The 16,087-nt window shown below is 63.2% G+C and carries 17 protein-coding genes; 10 read left to right on the top strand and 7 right to left on the bottom strand.

Features of this window, described 5'->3' with window-relative positions; genetic code table 11:
• Window positions 1–127: 127 nt before the first annotated feature.
• The 3 genes from E8L03_RS08930 to E8L03_RS08920 all read right to left on the bottom strand — a co-directional run bounded on the left by E8L03_RS08930 (window position 128) and on the right by E8L03_RS08920 (window position 4,136).
• Entirely contained in the window at window positions 128–1,648 is a 1,521-nt protein-coding gene (locus E8L03_RS08930; protein ID WP_171267143.1) for an ATP-binding cassette domain-containing protein, read from the bottom strand.
• A gap of 325 nt (window positions 1,649–1,973) precedes the next feature.
• Window positions 1,974–3,257, bottom strand: a complete 1,284-nt coding sequence (gene serS / locus E8L03_RS08925; protein ID WP_144233571.1) for a serine--tRNA ligase — start codon at window positions 3,255–3,257, stop codon at window positions 1,974–1,976.
• Between the two features lie 135 nt (window positions 3,258–3,392).
• Window positions 3,393–4,136 (bottom strand): energy-coupling factor ABC transporter ATP-binding protein, encoded by a 744-nt coding sequence (locus E8L03_RS08920; RefSeq protein ID WP_171267142.1) that lies wholly within the window; start codon window positions 4,134–4,136, stop codon window positions 3,393–3,395.
• 123 nt (window positions 4,137–4,259) lie between these two features.
• Between E8L03_RS08920 and E8L03_RS08915 the strand changes: the two genes are divergently transcribed.
• The 4 genes from E8L03_RS08915 to E8L03_RS08905 all read left to right on the top strand — a co-directional run bounded on the left by E8L03_RS08915 (window position 4,260) and on the right by E8L03_RS08905 (window position 7,155).
• Complete coding sequence (locus tag E8L03_RS08915; RefSeq protein ID WP_171267141.1) at window positions 4,260–5,819, top strand: SagB family peptide dehydrogenase; 1,560 nt, start codon at window positions 4,260–4,262, stop codon at window positions 5,817–5,819.
• A gap of 133 nt (window positions 5,820–5,952) precedes the next feature.
• Window positions 5,953–6,132, top strand: a complete 180-nt coding sequence (locus E8L03_RS08910) for a ferredoxin (RefSeq protein ID WP_144233574.1) — start codon at window positions 5,953–5,955, stop codon at window positions 6,130–6,132.
• A gap of 87 nt (window positions 6,133–6,219) precedes the next feature.
• Window positions 6,220–6,354, top strand: a complete 135-nt coding sequence (locus E8L03_RS21095; protein WP_280530788.1) for a hypothetical protein — start codon at window positions 6,220–6,222, stop codon at window positions 6,352–6,354.
• Between the two features lie 273 nt (window positions 6,355–6,627).
• On the top strand, window positions 6,628–7,155 hold the full coding sequence (locus tag E8L03_RS08905) for a lipid-binding SYLF domain-containing protein (RefSeq protein WP_216367956.1): 528 nt from the start codon (window positions 6,628–6,630) through the stop codon (window positions 7,153–7,155).
• Between the two features lie 21 nt (window positions 7,156–7,176).
• On the opposite strand, the gene E8L03_RS08900 is transcribed toward E8L03_RS08905, so the two are convergent.
• The 3 genes from E8L03_RS08900 to E8L03_RS08890 form a co-directional block, all read right to left on the bottom strand.
• On the bottom strand, window positions 7,177–7,338 hold the full coding sequence (locus tag E8L03_RS08900) for a hypothetical protein (RefSeq protein WP_153307156.1): 162 nt from the start codon (window positions 7,336–7,338) through the stop codon (window positions 7,177–7,179).
• Between the two features lie 26 nt (window positions 7,339–7,364).
• Entirely contained in the window at window positions 7,365–7,640 is a 276-nt protein-coding gene (locus E8L03_RS08895) for a hypothetical protein (protein ID WP_144233576.1), read from the bottom strand.
• 101 nt (window positions 7,641–7,741) lie between these two features.
• Window positions 7,742–9,040: a hypothetical protein gene (locus E8L03_RS08890; protein WP_144233577.1), complete on the bottom strand. Its 1,299-nt coding sequence runs from the start codon at window positions 9,038–9,040 to the stop codon at window positions 7,742–7,744.
• Between the two features lie 328 nt (window positions 9,041–9,368).
• Here E8L03_RS08890 and E8L03_RS08885 point away from each other — a divergent pair, with 328 nt between their 5' ends.
• The gene (locus E8L03_RS08885; protein ID WP_171267139.1) at window positions 9,369–9,812 is read left to right on the top strand and encodes a (deoxy)nucleoside triphosphate pyrophosphohydrolase; all 444 of its coding nucleotides are present in this window, start codon (window positions 9,369–9,371) and stop codon (window positions 9,810–9,812) included.
• 17 nt (window positions 9,813–9,829) lie between these two features.
• Window positions 9,830–10,759, top strand: coding sequence for a methylenetetrahydrofolate reductase [NAD(P)H] (metF, locus tag E8L03_RS08880; RefSeq protein ID WP_144233579.1), 930 nt, complete (start codon window positions 9,830–9,832; stop codon window positions 10,757–10,759).
• A gap of 112 nt (window positions 10,760–10,871) precedes the next feature.
• Here the strand turns inward: metF and E8L03_RS08875 are convergent, their stop codons facing one another.
• Entirely contained in the window at window positions 10,872–11,930 is a 1,059-nt protein-coding gene (locus E8L03_RS08875; RefSeq protein WP_171267138.1) for an SPOR domain-containing protein, read from the bottom strand.
• A gap of 84 nt (window positions 11,931–12,014) precedes the next feature.
• Here E8L03_RS08875 and E8L03_RS08870 point away from each other — a divergent pair, with 84 nt between their 5' ends.
• The 4 genes from E8L03_RS08870 (at window position 12,015) to E8L03_RS08855 (ending at window position 15,868) form a co-directional block, all read left to right on the top strand.
• A complete protein-coding gene (locus tag E8L03_RS08870) occupies window positions 12,015–12,434 on the top strand; it encodes a bacteriohemerythrin (protein ID WP_144233581.1) in 420 nt (139 codons plus the stop codon).
• Between the two features lie 128 nt (window positions 12,435–12,562).
• Entirely contained in the window at window positions 12,563–13,609 is a 1,047-nt protein-coding gene (locus E8L03_RS08865; protein ID WP_144233582.1) for an aspartate-semialdehyde dehydrogenase, read from the top strand.
• Between the two features lie 175 nt (window positions 13,610–13,784).
• Window positions 13,785–14,735, top strand: coding sequence for an aminotransferase class IV (locus E8L03_RS08860; RefSeq protein ID WP_171267137.1), 951 nt, complete (start codon window positions 13,785–13,787; stop codon window positions 14,733–14,735).
• Window positions 14,736–14,938: 203 nt separating this feature from the next.
• Window positions 14,939–15,868 (top strand): cation diffusion facilitator family transporter, encoded by a 930-nt coding sequence (locus E8L03_RS08855; RefSeq protein WP_144233584.1) that lies wholly within the window; start codon window positions 14,939–14,941, stop codon window positions 15,866–15,868.
• The last annotated feature ends 219 nt before the right edge of the window (window positions 15,869–16,087 follow it).

Here is a 16,087-nt window from a genome sequence, read left to right as displayed (position 1 = left end):
CCCCCGAAAGACAAAAGCGATGCGCCCGAATCTTCAGACAAGAACGGCCCGTCCGAGTAAGGACGGGCCGTTTTCATTTGATCGTCTGTCTACCGTTGTCCGCCCGAGTCCGCGGCGGCAGTAATCGTCAGCCGTTCCCCCCACTTCCGCGGAACGCGTCGTCCCTGCGCATGGCGACCGTCTCGCCGTTCTGCTCCAAGTGCCAGCGCGTTACGGCCACTCGGGAGAGAAAGCCCATGTCGTGGCTGACCAGCAACAACCCGCACGGGCACTGGGCCAGCGCATTTTCCAGGCATTCGATGGCTGGCAGGTCCAGGTGATTCGTAGGTTCGTCCATGATGATGAGGTGCGGCCGGCGGATGACGCCGAGGGCGAGGAGCACCTTGCGCAGCTCGCCGGGGCTGGCGTCCAGGTTTCTCAGAAGCCGCTCCGGCCGCGAACCCAGGGCGCTGACCACGGTCATGACGTTGCCAAGTTGCTCGGACGAGAGCCGGTGCATGGCGGCCATGATCTCGCGTGTTTCATTCAGATCGATCTCCTGCGGCAGGTAGAGGAGGCGGTCCTGCTCCAGGTTCAGGCTGCGCAGGACGTGCCGCAGGAAGGTACTCTTGCCCAGGCCGTTGGCCCCGGTGATGGCGACGCGCTCGTCCCGGAGCATGCTGAATCCGGGAACTTCCAGGCGGCGCGTTCCGTCCAGGCCGACCTCACACGCTGGTAGGGAAATGAGCCGCCGCCGCGGGGAGGTCGATCCCTCCAGCCAGAAGCTCGCCGGGTAGCGCTTCTTGACCGTGATGTCGGCCAGGCTGTCCTGCACCTGGGCGATTCGGCCGTCCAGCTGCCTGGCGAGGCGTCCGTCCTGACCATCCTTGCCCGAGACCCGGACCAGATTAATCTTTGCGCGGCCGTCGCTGTCCCCGCGCGCCAGGTTGCGTTTGGATCGTCTGCGGTCGGCGCGTCCCGCTTTGGCGCGCCGTCGCTTCGATTCGCCGGTCAGCCGCTTGACCTCCTGCTCCAGAATCTGCTGTCTGTCCCGCGCGCTCTCTTCCTCCTGCCGCTCCTGCGCTGCGGCTTCCGTGTAACCGCCGGGCCGCATCACAGCTCCTGGCGGATCGAGAAACAGGCATTGGCGGCAGAGACCGTCGAGCAGGGCGCGGTCATGGCTCACCAGCAGGCCGACACCGCGGAAGGTTGCGAGAGCGTTCACGAGCAGGGCGTGGGCTTCGATGTCAATGTGGTTGGTCGGTTCGTCCACAAGCAGGATGCCCGGGCGTTGCCAGAGCGCCACGGCGATCTGCGCGCGCTTGCGTTCGCCGTGGCTCAGCGATGACCAGCGTGCAGCCCAGTCGTCGCCGATCTGCAGCCTGCCGCGCAGCGCATAGGCATCGCCGTCAGCAGCAGCCAGGAGCTCCGGCAACAGCTCCGGCGCGTCGTCCGTTCGCTGGGGGCAAAAGACCACGTCCCCGGATCGTTTAATCGAACCCTGCACAGGCTCCAGCAGGCCCAGGGCCAGGTGCAGCAGTGTGGACTTGCCGGCGCCGTTGGGGCCGACAATGCCTGTCCAGCCCGTGGCAAAGTGCGCGGTGATATCCTCGAACAGCGGCGTGGCGCCGTTGTATGAAAAGAAAACATGGTGGAAGATAAGTGACATGGCGAACCTCCTGGCATGCATAGGACATGGACCGGCGGGTCCGTTCCCTTGGAGGTCGGCCAATCAACAAAAATGCCGCGGTTTCCCGCGGCATCGATTGGATACAAGACTATCCGAAGCAACCACTGAGAAAACGAAGAACGGAACGCGCCTGTCCGGGATTGGCAAACCAATCCGGCGGATGAGCGTCAGGGCGGAGGAGCGTAAAGCTCACGCCTCGTGTAGTTCCGTTACTTCTTCAATGGGCTACTCCGGTTGAGGTTTGACGTAGAATAGGTTCGGGCATGGGCGGTGTCAACTCGTGGCCCATGGCGATTCCGCCGACTTAGTCCTTCGGCTCGATGACCGTCAGGCCGTCCATGTACGGCTGGAGCGCCTCGGGCACGCGGATGGAGCCGTCGGCCTGCTGGTACTGCTCCATGACGGCCACCAGGGTGCGGCCCACGGCCAGGCCGGAGCCGTTGAGCGTATGAACATACGTTGATTTCTTCTGCCCGGCCGGCTTGTAGCGGATGTCTGCGCGGCGCGCCTGGAAGTCCTCGAAGTTGGAGCAGGAGGATATCTCCCGGTAGGCGTTCTGACCAGGCAGCCATACCTCCAGGTCGTACGTCTTGGCTGCGGAGAAGCCGATATCCCCGGTGCACAGGGTAATGACGCGGTAGTGCAGGTTCAGCTCGCGCAGCACGGACTCGGCGTGGCCGCGCAGCTTTTCCAGCTCCTCGTAGGAGTCCTCCGGCTTGACGAAGCGCACCAGCTCCACCTTGGAGAACTGGTGCTGGCGGATCAGGCCGCGGGTGTCCTTGCCGTAGCTGCCGGCCTCGGAGCGGAAGCACTGCGTGGGCGAGGCGTAGGCGCGGGGCAGGTCCGCCTCCTCCAGCACCTCGCCGGCGTGCAGGTTGGTCACCGGCACCTCGGCCGTGGGGATAAGGTAGTAGTCCTTGTGGTTGAGCTGGAACAGGTCGTCCGCGAACTTGGGCAGCTGGCCCGTGCCGCGCAGGGCAGTGGCGTTGACGATGACCGGCGGCGTGACCTCGGTGTAGCCGTTGCGGCTGGTGTGCAGGTCCACCATGAAGTTCAGGAGGGCGCGCTCCATGCGCGAGGCCCAGCCCCAGGTGACGGCGAAGCGCGCGCCGGCAATCCTGGCCGCGCGTTCGAAGTCCAGTCCGCCCAGGGCCACGCCCAGGTCGTGGTGGTCCTTGGCCTCGAAGTCGAGCTCCGGTTTCTCGCCCCAGTACTCCAGCACCGGGTTGTCTTCCTCGGAAGCGCCCACCGGCGTGGACTCGTGCGGGATGTTCGGCAGGCCCATCAGGATCTCGCGCGACTCCTCTTCGAGCCGCTTGAGCTCCTCGTCCATGCCCTTGATTCTGGTCGAAATTTGTGAAAGCTCGGCAATGAGCTCGCCGGCGTCCTCGCCTGCGCGTTTGGCCTGGGCCACCTTCTGGGACGAGGCGTTGCGCTCGCTCTTGAGTTCGTCGTTCTTCTGCTGGATGGCGCGGCGTTCCTCGTCGACGGCGAGGAAGCGTTCGAGCTCCTTGGTGGGCGCCTGACGTGCGGCCAGGGCGGCGCGTACGCGATCCGGGTCTTTCTGGACGAGTTTCAGATCAAGCATGATATCGTATTCCTTCTGGAGGATTGAGTAATCGTGAGCCGGCAGGCACTGCGCCTGAAAAAAGGGTGGTACCTGAAACAGAGTGTACGCTCAAGACGGCGGGTATGTCTTTATCCAACAGGCCGCGGCGGCTTCCTACCGCCAGGGACCGAGCCGGCGGCCGGATGTCCAGGAGCAGGGTGGCCTGACGCCCAGCTCGGCCAGACGGTCCAGCTGCTCTTCCACAGGCCCGTGCAGGGCCAGGCGTCCGTGGCGCAGCACGGCCAGGCTGTCGGCCAGGTCGGCCAGGGGCTCCAGGTCGTGAGTGGAGGCTATCTGGGTCAGCCCGGCCTCGCGGTTGGCGGCCAGGATGGCGCGCATCTCCAGAATGCCGTGGTAGTCCAGTCCACTGAAAGGCTCGTCAAGGAGAAGCACCTTGGGACCGCAGGCCAGCTGCGCCGCGATGCACAGCTTGCGCTTCTCACCGTGGGACAGGGCAGACACGGGCCGCTCCATGAGGTGGGATATGCCCAGTCTGGCGGCCGTTTCCCGCGCTCTTGTGGCGCCTTCCTCATCGCCGGGCGGCGATCCCAGCAGCAGATCTTCTTCCACCGTTGCGCCCAGCACCTGGAGGTCGGCCTCCTGCAGCACCAAGGCCACGACGGTGCGGATGTCGTCCTCCGCCCCGGGGCTGGCGTGCCCGTCCACCACCACCCGACCCGAGGCCGGCGTGAGCAGCCCGGCCAGGATGCCCAGCAGGGTGGACTTGCCGCCGCCGTTGGCTCCGGCCAAACAGAGCAGGGAGCCGCGCTCTACAGTGAAGGAAACGTCGTCGAGGGCACTCTTTTCTTCGCGTTGCTGGTGCCTGTGACGGTAGGTGCAGTGTTCGACGGAAATCATGGGGGGCGTGTGTCCGGAAGGTGTATGCGCTTCGGCGCGGGATATGGTACGTCTGGTGCTGGTGTTACGGGGGGACCGTTTCTCCGTCAAGCATCCTGAGGAACTATAGCCAAGCGAGCCACCATGGATGGAGTGACGTACCACGAGACCACGAGCCACCACCGGGAGCGGATGTCCGGCGGGCGGATGGACCGGGCCACGCAGCCGTTCCCGTTCAAGCGATACCCGGACAGTCTGGAGCGGCTGGCCCTGCCGCGGGAGAGCGGCTTTCCCGCCATGACCATGGCCGAGGCGCTGGCTTCGCCGGAAGCGCTCTCCCAACCCCTGTCGGTGGATCGGCTGGCGCGGCTCTTGTCGCTCACCTGTGGGCTCACCGCCTCCGTGGGGACGATCTACCTGCGCAGCAATCCCTCGGCCGGGGCGCTGTACCCTGTGGAAACATACGTGGCCCTGCCGAGCGGCTGGGATGCGGCCGGGGACGATCCCGGCGGCGTGTTCCACTACGATCCCGGCGACCACGCCCTGACCCGACTGCGGCGCGGCGACGGCGCGGCCTATGCCGCCACCATGTGCCGCCTGCCGGAAGGAGCCGGTCCGCCGGCTGCGGTTTTTCTGTTCACTACCATATTCCACCGCACGGCCTGGAAGTACGGGAACCGCGGCTACCGCTACGTGTTGCTGGACGCCGGCCATGTGGCGGAGAATCTGCTGCTGGCGTGCAGGGCGGAGCATCTGGGTGCAGCCTGGGTGACGGAGTTTGCCGACACGGCAGCCAACAGCCTGCTTGGTGTGGATACGACGCGCGAGGTCTGCATGGGCCTGGCCGCCGTGTACCAGGGTCAGCGTCCAGACACTGCGCCGCCGGCACAGCCGCGGGGGCTGGAGCCCATAGAGGACAGGCAGGCCATGGCCGAGGCGAGCCGGACCGCCGAGGGTGAGCCGGACTATCCGATGATCCAGGAGATCCACGAGGCAGGCAACCAGGACAAGGCCATGGCAATGCGGCCCGGTCCCATTCTGGACGCCGAGGCGCTGGGACTGGACGCCCTGGAGACAACGATGCTTCCCGGTGCCGCCGGGCTCTTTGCCGGCCGGCCCATGCCCAGCCTGGCCGAGACGATTCTGAGCCGGCGGTCCATGCGCGGTTTCCTGCCCCAACAGCCGGACAGCCACACCGCCAACGCCTTGCTGCGGCTGGTGTGCGAGCGGCTGGAAGGCGGCGGCAGCGAGCCGGACCGCACCGTGGCCACGCTGGTGGCCATGGATGGGGGGGAAGACGGGACAGGGCTGTATGTGCTGAACCGCAAGGCCGGCAGCCTGACCCGCGTGCGCACGTTGGCGGAAAGATACCCGGATGGGTACCTGCGCAATGGCGTGGCCGACGCGTGTCTGGGGCAGGGCTGGCTGAAGCGGGCAGGGCTGATCTTCTTCTTTGTTACGGATGTGGCGCGGCTGGAAGCAGAGCTGGGGCCCAGGGGCTACCGCCGGGCCGGTCTGCTGGCCGGACGGCTTGGCGAGCGGGTCTACGTGGGAGCCAAGGCGTTGGGCATGGGCGCGTGTGGCGTTGGCGCATTTTTCGATGGAGAGCTTGCCGCGGTGCTGGGTATGGAGTCCCCGAAAGCGGCCGGAAGCGGAGGGCGAATTTTATACGCCGTGGCGACAGGGCCTTGCAAAACTCGTTGAAATCACTATGGTTAATCATGTGACAAAAAGCGGATATCATGCTTGAAATGACGTCCTACACTGTGTATTAGAGAACTCGCGCTACTGGATGAGGTCGCATAGTTCGTACACCAACCCAATAGGAGATTTATCCATGGCTATCGAAATCACTGACGATTGCATGGCTTGTGAAGCCTGCGTGGAAACCTGCCCCGACGTCTTCGAGATGAACGATGATGGTGACAAGGCTGTCGTGAAAGATCCCGAATCCGAGCTGGATTGCGTGGACGAGGCCATCGACACCTGCCCTGCCGAGGCCATTGTTCGTTCGTAAGCGTCGAACGACATCACTGTTCAAAAGCCCTCTGGTTCCGACCAGGGGGCTTTTTATTTGGTTTGACTGGAGGTTGCGGAGCCCTGCATGAAGATAATGGCGGACCATGGGCCGAACCACTCCTGCAGCACGGCCAACCGGGCGCCGCGGCTCATGGCAGTGGATACGGACGGCGCCGTGGACGTGTGGGAAACCGTTTTGGCGCGGGGCATGATCCGCTGAGCTCTTCATGAAGCTCTATCTGGTCGGAAGGTCGTCAATCCGGTGCGCACCGTTTCACCTCACGGTCGCCGCCGTCGCGCGCAAGGCGCATGCGTTGGCGGCAGGGGGCCATTAACTTTTACACCTTCCTGGAAAATATCGCTGGGTGCGGCGATCCGTCGCATGTTATGCTATACCGTAGTTTGAGTACGATGCCTTCAGACGTATGTCATTCACGGTATTGCAACGACAACGAGGAAATCAATGGAACGGAAATTTTTGCGAATAGGTGTAATGGTCGTCTTGAGCCTCTGTACTTTTCTTTCGATGTACGGAATTGCCGCGGCCAAGACCGCAGCCGAGATCGACAGGGAGACCCAGCGGGCGTTGAACATACTCTTTGCCCAGTCGCCGGCGGCCAAGGCGATGAAGGACAAGGCCAAAGGCATCCTCGTGTTTCCGGAGGTCGTCAAGGGCGCGTTCATAGTCGGCGGGCAGGGAGGCGAAGGCGAGCTGCTGGCGAATGGCAAGGTCCAGGGATACTACAATACGATCCAGCTCTCGGTGGGCCTGCAGGCCGGCGCCCAGAAGTACGGCTACGCGCTGTTCTTCATGACGGACGAGGCGTTGCAGTGGCTCTACGACACCGACGGCTGGGAGGTTGGATCAGGCCCGAATGTCGTGGTCATCGACCAGGGCGCCGCCGCGTCAGCAACGACCACGTCTCTGCACTCGGATATCTACGCCTTCTTCTTCGACATGAAGGGGTTGATGGCCGGAATCGATCTGCAGGGGACCAAGATCACGCGGGTTGAGAAGTAGCGGAGGGCGGTGACTGGCTTTTCACGAATCGTGGCCGCGAAGGCTCTTCTGTCCTTGCGCCACTTCAACCAGTGTTTCAATCCGGACCAGGCGCCGGTCGTGCTCGCGGAGCTCCTTGGAAATCTCCGAGAGCATTGTGCCGGCCTGGTCCACTTTTTCGGTGAGAAGAAGCACTTCCTTCATCGCGGAGATAGCATCCCTGAAGGCGCTCACTTCTGCCCCCGCAATTCCGCCAGAGTAGCCGTTGCCTCGGCAAGGCCTTGCTCAAGAGAGGCCTGCGCCTTCTTCGTAGACTCCTGCACCTCAGCAATGAGGGCGGTAAGGATTTCTTCGTCTTCATTCGACGATTTCATTTCACACCGCTGACGGACAAGCTGAGAAACGCTTATGCCCGCGTCTTTGGCTTCTTTTTGAAGAAACTCCTTGAACTGCGGGGTGCTCAGGATCGTTATCCGTTCAGTCTTGGCGGCTTCTGCTTGCTTCATGATTCAACCTCTCATGATTTATTATCATGATAATGGCATTATAATTTGAGTCAAGTCAGATTTGGACGGACAACGTTCGTCCTTCGCCAATCGACTCCTTTCTAGCCGCCTTCCTGGGTTTCCGGCAGCCGGACGCCGGGCATGAGCTTGGTGTCCACGAAACGGGAGAGATACTCCTCATAGGTGTGGGCCGTCATCTCGCGGCCGTCCAGGGAGCGCAGGCCGCCGATAATCTCCCGCACCAGCATCTGTGCGCCCTTTTCGGTCAGGGAGCAGCAGCCCTCCATGAAATCATCGGACGCCGGCGAAAAGAGCGAGGACTCGTCCAGGAAGACAACACCCATGCGCTGGAGCAGATCGCCGTTCTCCTCCATTGTCTTGTAGCCGCGACCGGCCCAGACGGCGTAGGGGCTGCCGCTGGCCGAGACCTGCTGCGTCTTGGCCGCATAGGGCGAAGGCTGGAGCACGTGGATGTAGAGCACGCCCTGGGAGAGGGCGAGGTCGGCCATGAGCTTGCTGGAGCGCGCCCATTGATCGGCCAGCAGGCGGGTCATGTCCTTGCCTTCCACATCGGGGCGGTAGCCGCCGGTGTCGGAGTCTCCAGCCGCGCTCCGGGCTATGGAGAGCTGGTGCAGCACGCCCTGGGCGTAGTGCTCGGATTTGTCATGGACAACCAGCCAGAAGGCGTTGAGCGCATAGGAGGGGGCCTCGCCCAGGACTGAGAAGAAGCGCGCGAACCGTTCCTGGAACTCTTCTGCCACGCGAAGCTTGCCCAGCAGGGAGAGCTGAAGGTTGCCGCCTGCGGCCGCCGTCTGGCTCCAGCCCACGGGGTAGAAGGGGCTGGAGTAGGGATCGGCCACCGGGGTGAGCGCCACCTCGTTGAAGCCGTCCAGGTTGATGACCATGTCGATCTTTGCGCCAAGGCTGAGCAGATAGGTGAGCGCCTGGAGCTGCTGCGGCTGCTTGGCGTCGGGCATGGCGCCGTCAAAAATCTTGATGTTGCGGTCGCGAATCCAGGGCAGTCCGCTCAGGGCTTCGCGGAGATCGTCGGCCGTACTGTCGTACAGGGAGGTGGCCATGGAGCCGCCGAGCAGCAGGACATTGTAGTCTCCGGGGCCGTGGTGGGCCAGCAGGTCCTCCATCCAGGCGTCGGAGCCCATGCCGGCGTTTTCGGCAAGCTGCCTGCGGACAAGGCCTATGTATGGGTGCGGGGCATACTCGCCGCCGAGGGTCGCCTCGGCGCGGCGTTTTGCGGCAAGCCGGTCCAGCACGGCTGTTCGCCTGGCGCGGACCTGTTCGAGATTGACATCGTATCCGGCGAGAACGACGAACCCGATGATCTCGGAAACGATGAGCAGGGCGGCGAAGATGGCGCACAAGTAGAGAAGACGTTTGAGCATAATGTATATGTATGCCGTCCGTGGCACGCCTCAAGTGGTGCGGTGCGGTTGGGTGCGTGGCGGCGAGTCGTGGAGTTCATAAAGCAAAATCGCGTTACAGGTCGGCGCTCAAGGCAGGGTCTGCCGGCGTCTCGGACCTGTGAATCAGACGAAGATCGTCGGTGCGGTTTTGGAAGTATCAACAAGCACGATGTAAAAATCAAGGGGGTTTCCCAGGGGGAAATTAATTGACCCTTGCAATTCACCCGCACATCCCGTTAATACAAACCCTCCAGAAGCAGGCCGTAAAACATCTGTGAAACTTATGTCCGCACCGGTTCCCTGATCCATGTCCGCCAATGAGCCTTCACGGAACAAGGCGGATCACCAGCACCAGAAGATCGTGCCGGTGGTCGCCGCCATTGTCTGGCGCGACGGGCGCTTCCTTGCCATAGAACGCAAGCCGGGAACGGACTTTGCCGGCATGTGGGAGTTTCCCGGCGGCAAGGTGGAACCGGGAGAGAGCCTGAACCAGGCGCTCATCCGGGAACTGACCGAAGAGCTCGGCATCGTGCCGGAGCGATCGGCGTTCCGCAGGATCGTCACGCATCACTACGAGGCGCTCAGTGTGCGTCTCTACTTTTTTGACGTTCATGCATATCGTGGCACGCTACAAGCGCGTGAAGGCCACGCGCTCGAGTGGCTCGTGCCGGACCAGGCCCACGCCCCCAGGTTCCTTGAGGCGGACAGGGACATCCTCACAGAGCTCGCAGCAGAAACCGCGGGTACATAATATGCCAAGGAGAATGCATGCGTATTGCTGATCTGATGACCACGGTGGAGCCTTTTGTTTCTTTTGAGTTCTTTCCTCCGAAGGAAAAAGAGAAGTGGCCCGATTTCTTCCACGAGGCGACACGGCTCAAGGAAGTGAATCCGCTCTTCGTCTCCGTGACCTACGGAGCCGGTGGCACCACCCAGGGCAACACCCTTGAGATAGTGACCAAGCTGAAGCAGGAAATCGGCCTGGAGCCCATGGCGCACTTGACGTGCGTGGGCGCGGACGAGACGGCCATAGGCGCCTTCCTGGACCAGCTCAGGGCGAACGACGTGGAGAACGTGCTGGCCCTGCGCGGCGATCCGCCCAAGGGCGAAAAGTCGTTCATTCCTTCGGATGCGCGCTTCTGCCACGCCAACGACCTGGTGGAGTTCATCCGCAAGAGCCACCCGGACATGAGCGTGGGCGTGGCCGGCTACCCGGAGGTCCATCCGGAGGCCGAAAGCGCCATGGCAGACCTGGATGCGCTGAAAACCAAGATCCAGGCCGGTGGTGATTTCATCATTACGCAGCTCTTTTTCGACAACGCCCTGTACTTTGACTACGCGACCAAGGTGAAGGCCATGGGCCTGATGCAGCCCATCGTGCCCGGCATCCTGCCCGTGCTTTCCCTGGTTTCCGTGGAGCGCATCGTAGAGCTCTGCGGCGCCAGCGTGCCCAAGGCGTTCCTGGAGGAGCTCAAGGACGCGCACGAGGAAGACACCAAGGCCAAAGAGAAGGGCGAGCCCGGCGGCCGTGTCCGCGCCGTGGGCATTGCCCACGCCAAACGCCAGGTGGCGGGCCTGCTGGAAGGCGGCGCCCCCGGCGTGCATCTCTATACGCTGAACAAGGCGGACGCATGCCTGGAGATCGTGCGGAGCCCCGAGGTCTGCAAGTATCTGCGATGCTGCCCGACGGCGGCCTAGCGGACCGGGAAAGCTCACGACGGAGCGGCGCTCAGCGTCGCGCCTGAAATCCCAGAAATCACAGAGACGCCACAAAGGCGGGATGCGGATGCGGTCCGTGTCCCGCCTTTTTTTATTGGTGTATGCGGGGCGGACCGGCGGCCTCGGCAGTGGCGTTGCCCGGCGCAGTCGCATTGCCGGTGGTGACGGCTTTCTCCACGCCGGATGCGGCAGGAATCCTGGCCACGTCCGGCTTCGGCGTCGCGTTGGCCGAGCCAGACGGCGTGGTACGCGCGGCGTTGTCCGAGCTCGCAGGCGCTATGCGTGCGGCATTGTCTGAGGAAGTCGCGTTGGCCGGGGCGGTTGCGTTGGAATGGGATTCTGCTTTGCCAGGAGCCGTCGCGTTCTTCTCGTCTGTCGCGTTCTTCCCGGTCGTGGCGTTGGTTTGGGCCGGTTCCGGCCCGGGTACGGGGACGGTTCGCTTCTCCAGGAGCTTGTCCGAGATGACCACCACAAAGCAGTCCCCGCCGTTCTTGCTTTTGAAGGAGTCGGCGGCCTCCGCGGCCGCGTCGAACGTCTTGAACACGCCGATGTGGACAACGTTCCAATCCTCGCCGCCGTCGTGGTCCAGGCGCACCACGCCGGCATCCCTGCCGTCTGCGATGAGCTTCTGGGCGTAGCGCACGGCGTTGCCCCTGGATTCAAAGGCGCCCACCTGGACGAAGAATCGCGCGTCCTGCAAAGACAGGCCGTACAGGGAGCCCAGCTCCGTCACCACCGGGGCGACGGACTCCTGTTTGTAGAAGTTGCGGGCGGCGCGGAGCGCCTCAACCAGGCTGTCGTAGACGCCGAGGCGCACGGCGTGCCACAATGCGCCGGAATCATCGGCCTTGGTCAGGATGTAGGGATCGTGCCCGCGGCTGGCCAGGTCGGCGGCCATGTCCCGGGCCGTGCCCGCGTCGCGCACCAGCGCCACCTGCACGGCGAAGCGCCGGGCCGTGGCGGCCGGAGCGCCTTCCGGAGTCAGGGGCACGGTGCCCGTGGACCAGTCGAGCAGTGGCGTGTCGTCCTGCGCCGTCTGCTGCGCCGTGGCCTTGCAGGGAGTGGCAAACAACGAAAACGCCGCGACGAGTATGGCCAGGAAAAGGATGCCTGGCAGGGCTGGCGGAAGTGTGCGGGTTTGGGTATTCATTGGTTCCCGACCATTGATAATCATAGATAAAAGAAACGCAGGAAAATGCAAGGCCGGCCAAGGGGATCGGCCTGGGAGTCCGTCATGGCGCAGATTGAATGGGGCACGAATATGTTCATCGGGGTGGAGGATATCGACGCCCAGCACGAGAAGCTCACAAAGCTCATCAACGATCTCTACTACGCCTACATGGAAGGCAAGGAGCGCGACGTGCTCTCGCCGATCATCAACGAGCTGCACGACTATGCACACTACCACTTCGACACCGAAGCAGCGTACATGAAACGGCTCGGGGATAGCTACGGCTTTTCCGAGGGGCATCTCGCCAAGCACTCCGAGTTCTTCAGCACGGTCATCGATTTCCTGCTCCAGTACGTGAGCGGTAGCGACACAGAGATTACGCCGGAGCTGCTGGACTACCTGACGGACTGGTGGCGGGGGCACATCATGGGTATCGACCAGGGGTTGGGCGAGGCCATACGGCAGATGGAGTCCGAGGGGTGATTCCGGGCCGCAGCCTGCTGTAACAGTTGTGTAATGAATGTCCGGTCAGGAATTTCGGCCCCTTGCCCATGGCCGGGCTATCTGTCAAAGTGCGTGCTTTCTGATACCTAGTTGAAGGAGTGAGAGAAATGGCCAGCCGAGAGATTGTGGTCGCGGTAGCCGGCGCTACAGGCGCCGTCGGGCGTGAAATGCTCAAGATTCTGGAGGAGCGCAAGTTCCCGGCCAAGGAGATTCGTCCCCTGGCCTCGTCGCGTTCCGCCGGAAGCGGTGTGGAGTTCGCCGGTGGCGAGCTCACCGTGCAGGAGCTCACCGAGGATTCGTTCAAGGGCGTGGACATAGCGCTCTTTTCCGCGGGCGGCTCCGTCTCCGAGAAATTCGCCCCCATTGCAGCGCAATCCGGCTGCGTGGTGGTGGACAACTCCAGCGCCTGGCGCATGGACGACCGCGCGCCCCTCGTGGTGCCCGAGGTCAACCCCCAGGACCTGGAGAAGCACAACGGCATCATCGCCAACCCCAACTGCTCCACCATTCAGATGGTCGTGGTGCTCAAGCCCCTGCACGACGCCGGCACCATCAAGCGCGTGGTGGTCTCCACCTATCAGGCGGTGTCCGGCACGGGCCAGAAGGCCATTGACGAGCTGCAGGGCCAGGTGCGCGACCTGTTCAACATGCAGGACCCCAGGGTCAATGTGTACCCGCATCGCATCGCCTTCAACTGCCTGCCGCACATCGACGTCTTCCTGGACAACGACTACACCAAGGAAGAGATGAAGATGGTCAACGAGACCAAGAAGATCATGGGCGACGACTCCATCCGCGTCACCGCCACCACGGTACGCGTGCCCGTCTTCTACGGCCACTCCGAGTCCATCAACATCGAGACGGTCAAGAAGATCTCGGCCAAGGAAGCCCGGGCCATCCTGTTCCAGGCGCCGGGCGTGGAGGTTCTCGACAACCCGCGCGAGAATATCTACCCCATGGCCATCAATGCAGCCGGCGAGGACGCGACCTTTGTTGGCCGCATCCGCGAAGATGATACCATCGACAACGGCCTGAACCTCTGGGTTGTGGCCGACAACCTGCGCAAGGGCGCGGCTCTGAACACGATCCAGATTGCCGAAGAGCTCATCAGCCGCGATCTGGTGCGCGTAAACGACACGAGTGTATTCGCGTGACCGGTTGTTGAAACTCCCGCTCCGGCCGGGTTGCCCCGAGGTTCAGGCCCTCGCGTATTTTTCTATGCGCATCGGCCTTGAACTTTTCGTGCGCCCTGCCAGTGTGCTTTTTGAACAACCTGTCTGGCGAAAGCTTCTCAAACAGCCCTCCACTGGATAGGGCATCGAAAGAACGATGACTAAAGACACGCTTGGCCGCGAGGCCTATCTGGAGCGCCTGCTTGCCGCGCCGCATCCCGGCACGGACAAGGTGCTCGCCTTTTATGACCACCGCGTAGGCGCCGTCTGCACAGACGCCTCGCTCATGCTGCTGCCCCTGGACGACCACCTCGTGCACCGCGGCGACGGCGTCTTCGAGACCCTCAAGTATATCGACGGCAAGCTCTACCAGCTTGAGCCGCACATCAACCGCATGAAGCGGTCCAGCAAGGCCATCTACCTGGACCCGCCGTGCTCCTGGGACGAGGTTGCCGAGATCGTCCAGGATGTGTGCCGCGCGGGTGAGCTGCGCCAGGGCAACGTGCGCATCCTGCTGGGACGCGGTCCCGGCGGGTTCGGCATCTCCCCGTACGAGTGCCCGGAGCCCAGCCTGTACATCGTGGCTTACAAGATCTCCCCCAAGCCGGAGGAAGTCTACGAGAAGGGCGCAACCGCCTTCCGCACCACCGTGCCGGCCAAGCAGAGCTACATGGCCAGGATCAAGTCCACCGACTACCTGCCCAACATGCTTATCGTGCGCGAGGCCCACGAGAAGGGCATGGACTTCGGCCTCTGTTTTGACGACCATGGCTTCCTGGCCGAAGGCTCCACCGAGAACGTCTGCTTGGTGGACGCCAAGGGCCGGCTCGTGGTGCCCGAGTTCACCAACGCCCTGGCCGGCACCACGCTGCTGCGCGCCGTGGAGCTGCTGGGCGACGAGGTCATGGTGCTGCGGCGCAACGTCCGCGAGTCCGAGATCTACGATGCCAAAGAGCTCATGGTCGTGGGCACCACCCTCGATGTGCTGCCCCTTGTGCGTTTCAACGGCAGACCCATCCACGACGTGAAGCCCGGCCCCGTGGGCAAGCGCATGCGCGAGCTGCTGCAGCACGACCTGCAGGAAAACGGCATTCCGCTTTTTGATTAACTGTTTTGACGTGTTGCTCCGGGGGACGCTGTCCCCCGGACACCCCCTGCCCGGGGAACACTGTTCCCCGGGACCCCAGAACTGGGGGGCTTTAGCCCCTGAATTAAGGGTCAAGGGAGCCTAGCTCCCTTGCGGGGAGCGCGAGGGGCAGCGCCCCTCGACCCCAGCCAAGTACGCATTCCATGACATAAGGGAGTTGTCGCATGTCCGCATCGTCCAGGAAGGCCATATACGCGGCGCTGGCCGGCAACTCGCTGATCGCGGTCACCAAGTTCATCGCGGCGGCCATGACGGGCAGCTCGGCGATGATCTCCGAGGGCATCCACTCGGTAGTGGACACCGGCAACCAGCTGCTGCTTCTGTACGGCATGAAGCGGTCGACCAGGCCGGCGGACGCGCGCTTTCCCTACGGCTATGGCAAGGAGCTGTACTTCTGGTCCTTTGTCGTGGCCATCCTCATCTTTGCGGTGGGTGCGGGCCTGTCCATCTACGAGGGCATCAACCACCTCATGTACCCGGTGCATGTGGGCGACCACACGGTGAACTACGTGGTGCTGCTCCTGGCCATGGTCTTCGAGGGCTCGTCGTGGTTCATCGCCATGCGCGAGTTCAACCGCCAGCGGCGGGACCGCAGCTTTGTGAAGGCCGTGACCGGCGGCAAGGACCCCACCATCTTTGTCGTGATCTTCGAGGACTCGGCGGCCATGATCGGCCTGGTCTTCGCGCTGCTCGGCGTGCTCCTGGGCGACATCACCGGCAATCCGTACTTCGATGGCGCCGCGTCCGTGGCCATTGGTCTGCTGCTGGGCGCCACCGCGGTGTGGCTGGCGTACGAGACCAAGGGTCTGCTCATCGGCGAGTCGGCTGATCCCGAGGTGGTGGAGGGCATCCGGCGCATTGCGGCGGAGCACAAGGAAGTGCTGCACGTGAACGAGGTGCTCACGCTGCACATGGGGCCGGACTTCATCCTGGTGACCATGAGCGTGGACTTCCGCGACGACCTGCAGGCCGGCGAGGTGGAGCATGCCATCTGCGCCCTGGACACGGCCGTGAAGGACGCCTACCCGCACGTGAAGAAGGTCTATGTGGAGGCCGAGCCCTGCCGGATAGGGCCGGTGCGCACGGCCGGATAACCGGGAAGTCGTCGCAACAAGGCTCTTTTCCCCTGTGGTGGTGTCAGGCTCACTCCACCCGAAGGTCGAATATCGCCATATATGCTCCCTCCGCGCGGAGCTCGCCTTCCTTGCCACAGTCCAAAATTTCTCTTGTTGAGATGGCTTCCAGACGATGATCCGTTGCTGATGCAAAGAAAACACCCGCCCCCATTGCAGTGAGGGCGGGTGTTTGTATGT

Origin of the sequence: Oceanidesulfovibrio marinus, assembly GCF_013085545.1 — a bacterium.
Taxonomy (GTDB): Bacteria; Desulfobacterota; Desulfovibrionia; order Desulfovibrionales; family Desulfovibrionaceae; genus Oceanidesulfovibrio; species Oceanidesulfovibrio marinus.
The sequence above is the reverse complement of the archived record's forward strand: the minus strand, read 5'-3'. Positions and strand labels throughout refer to the sequence as shown.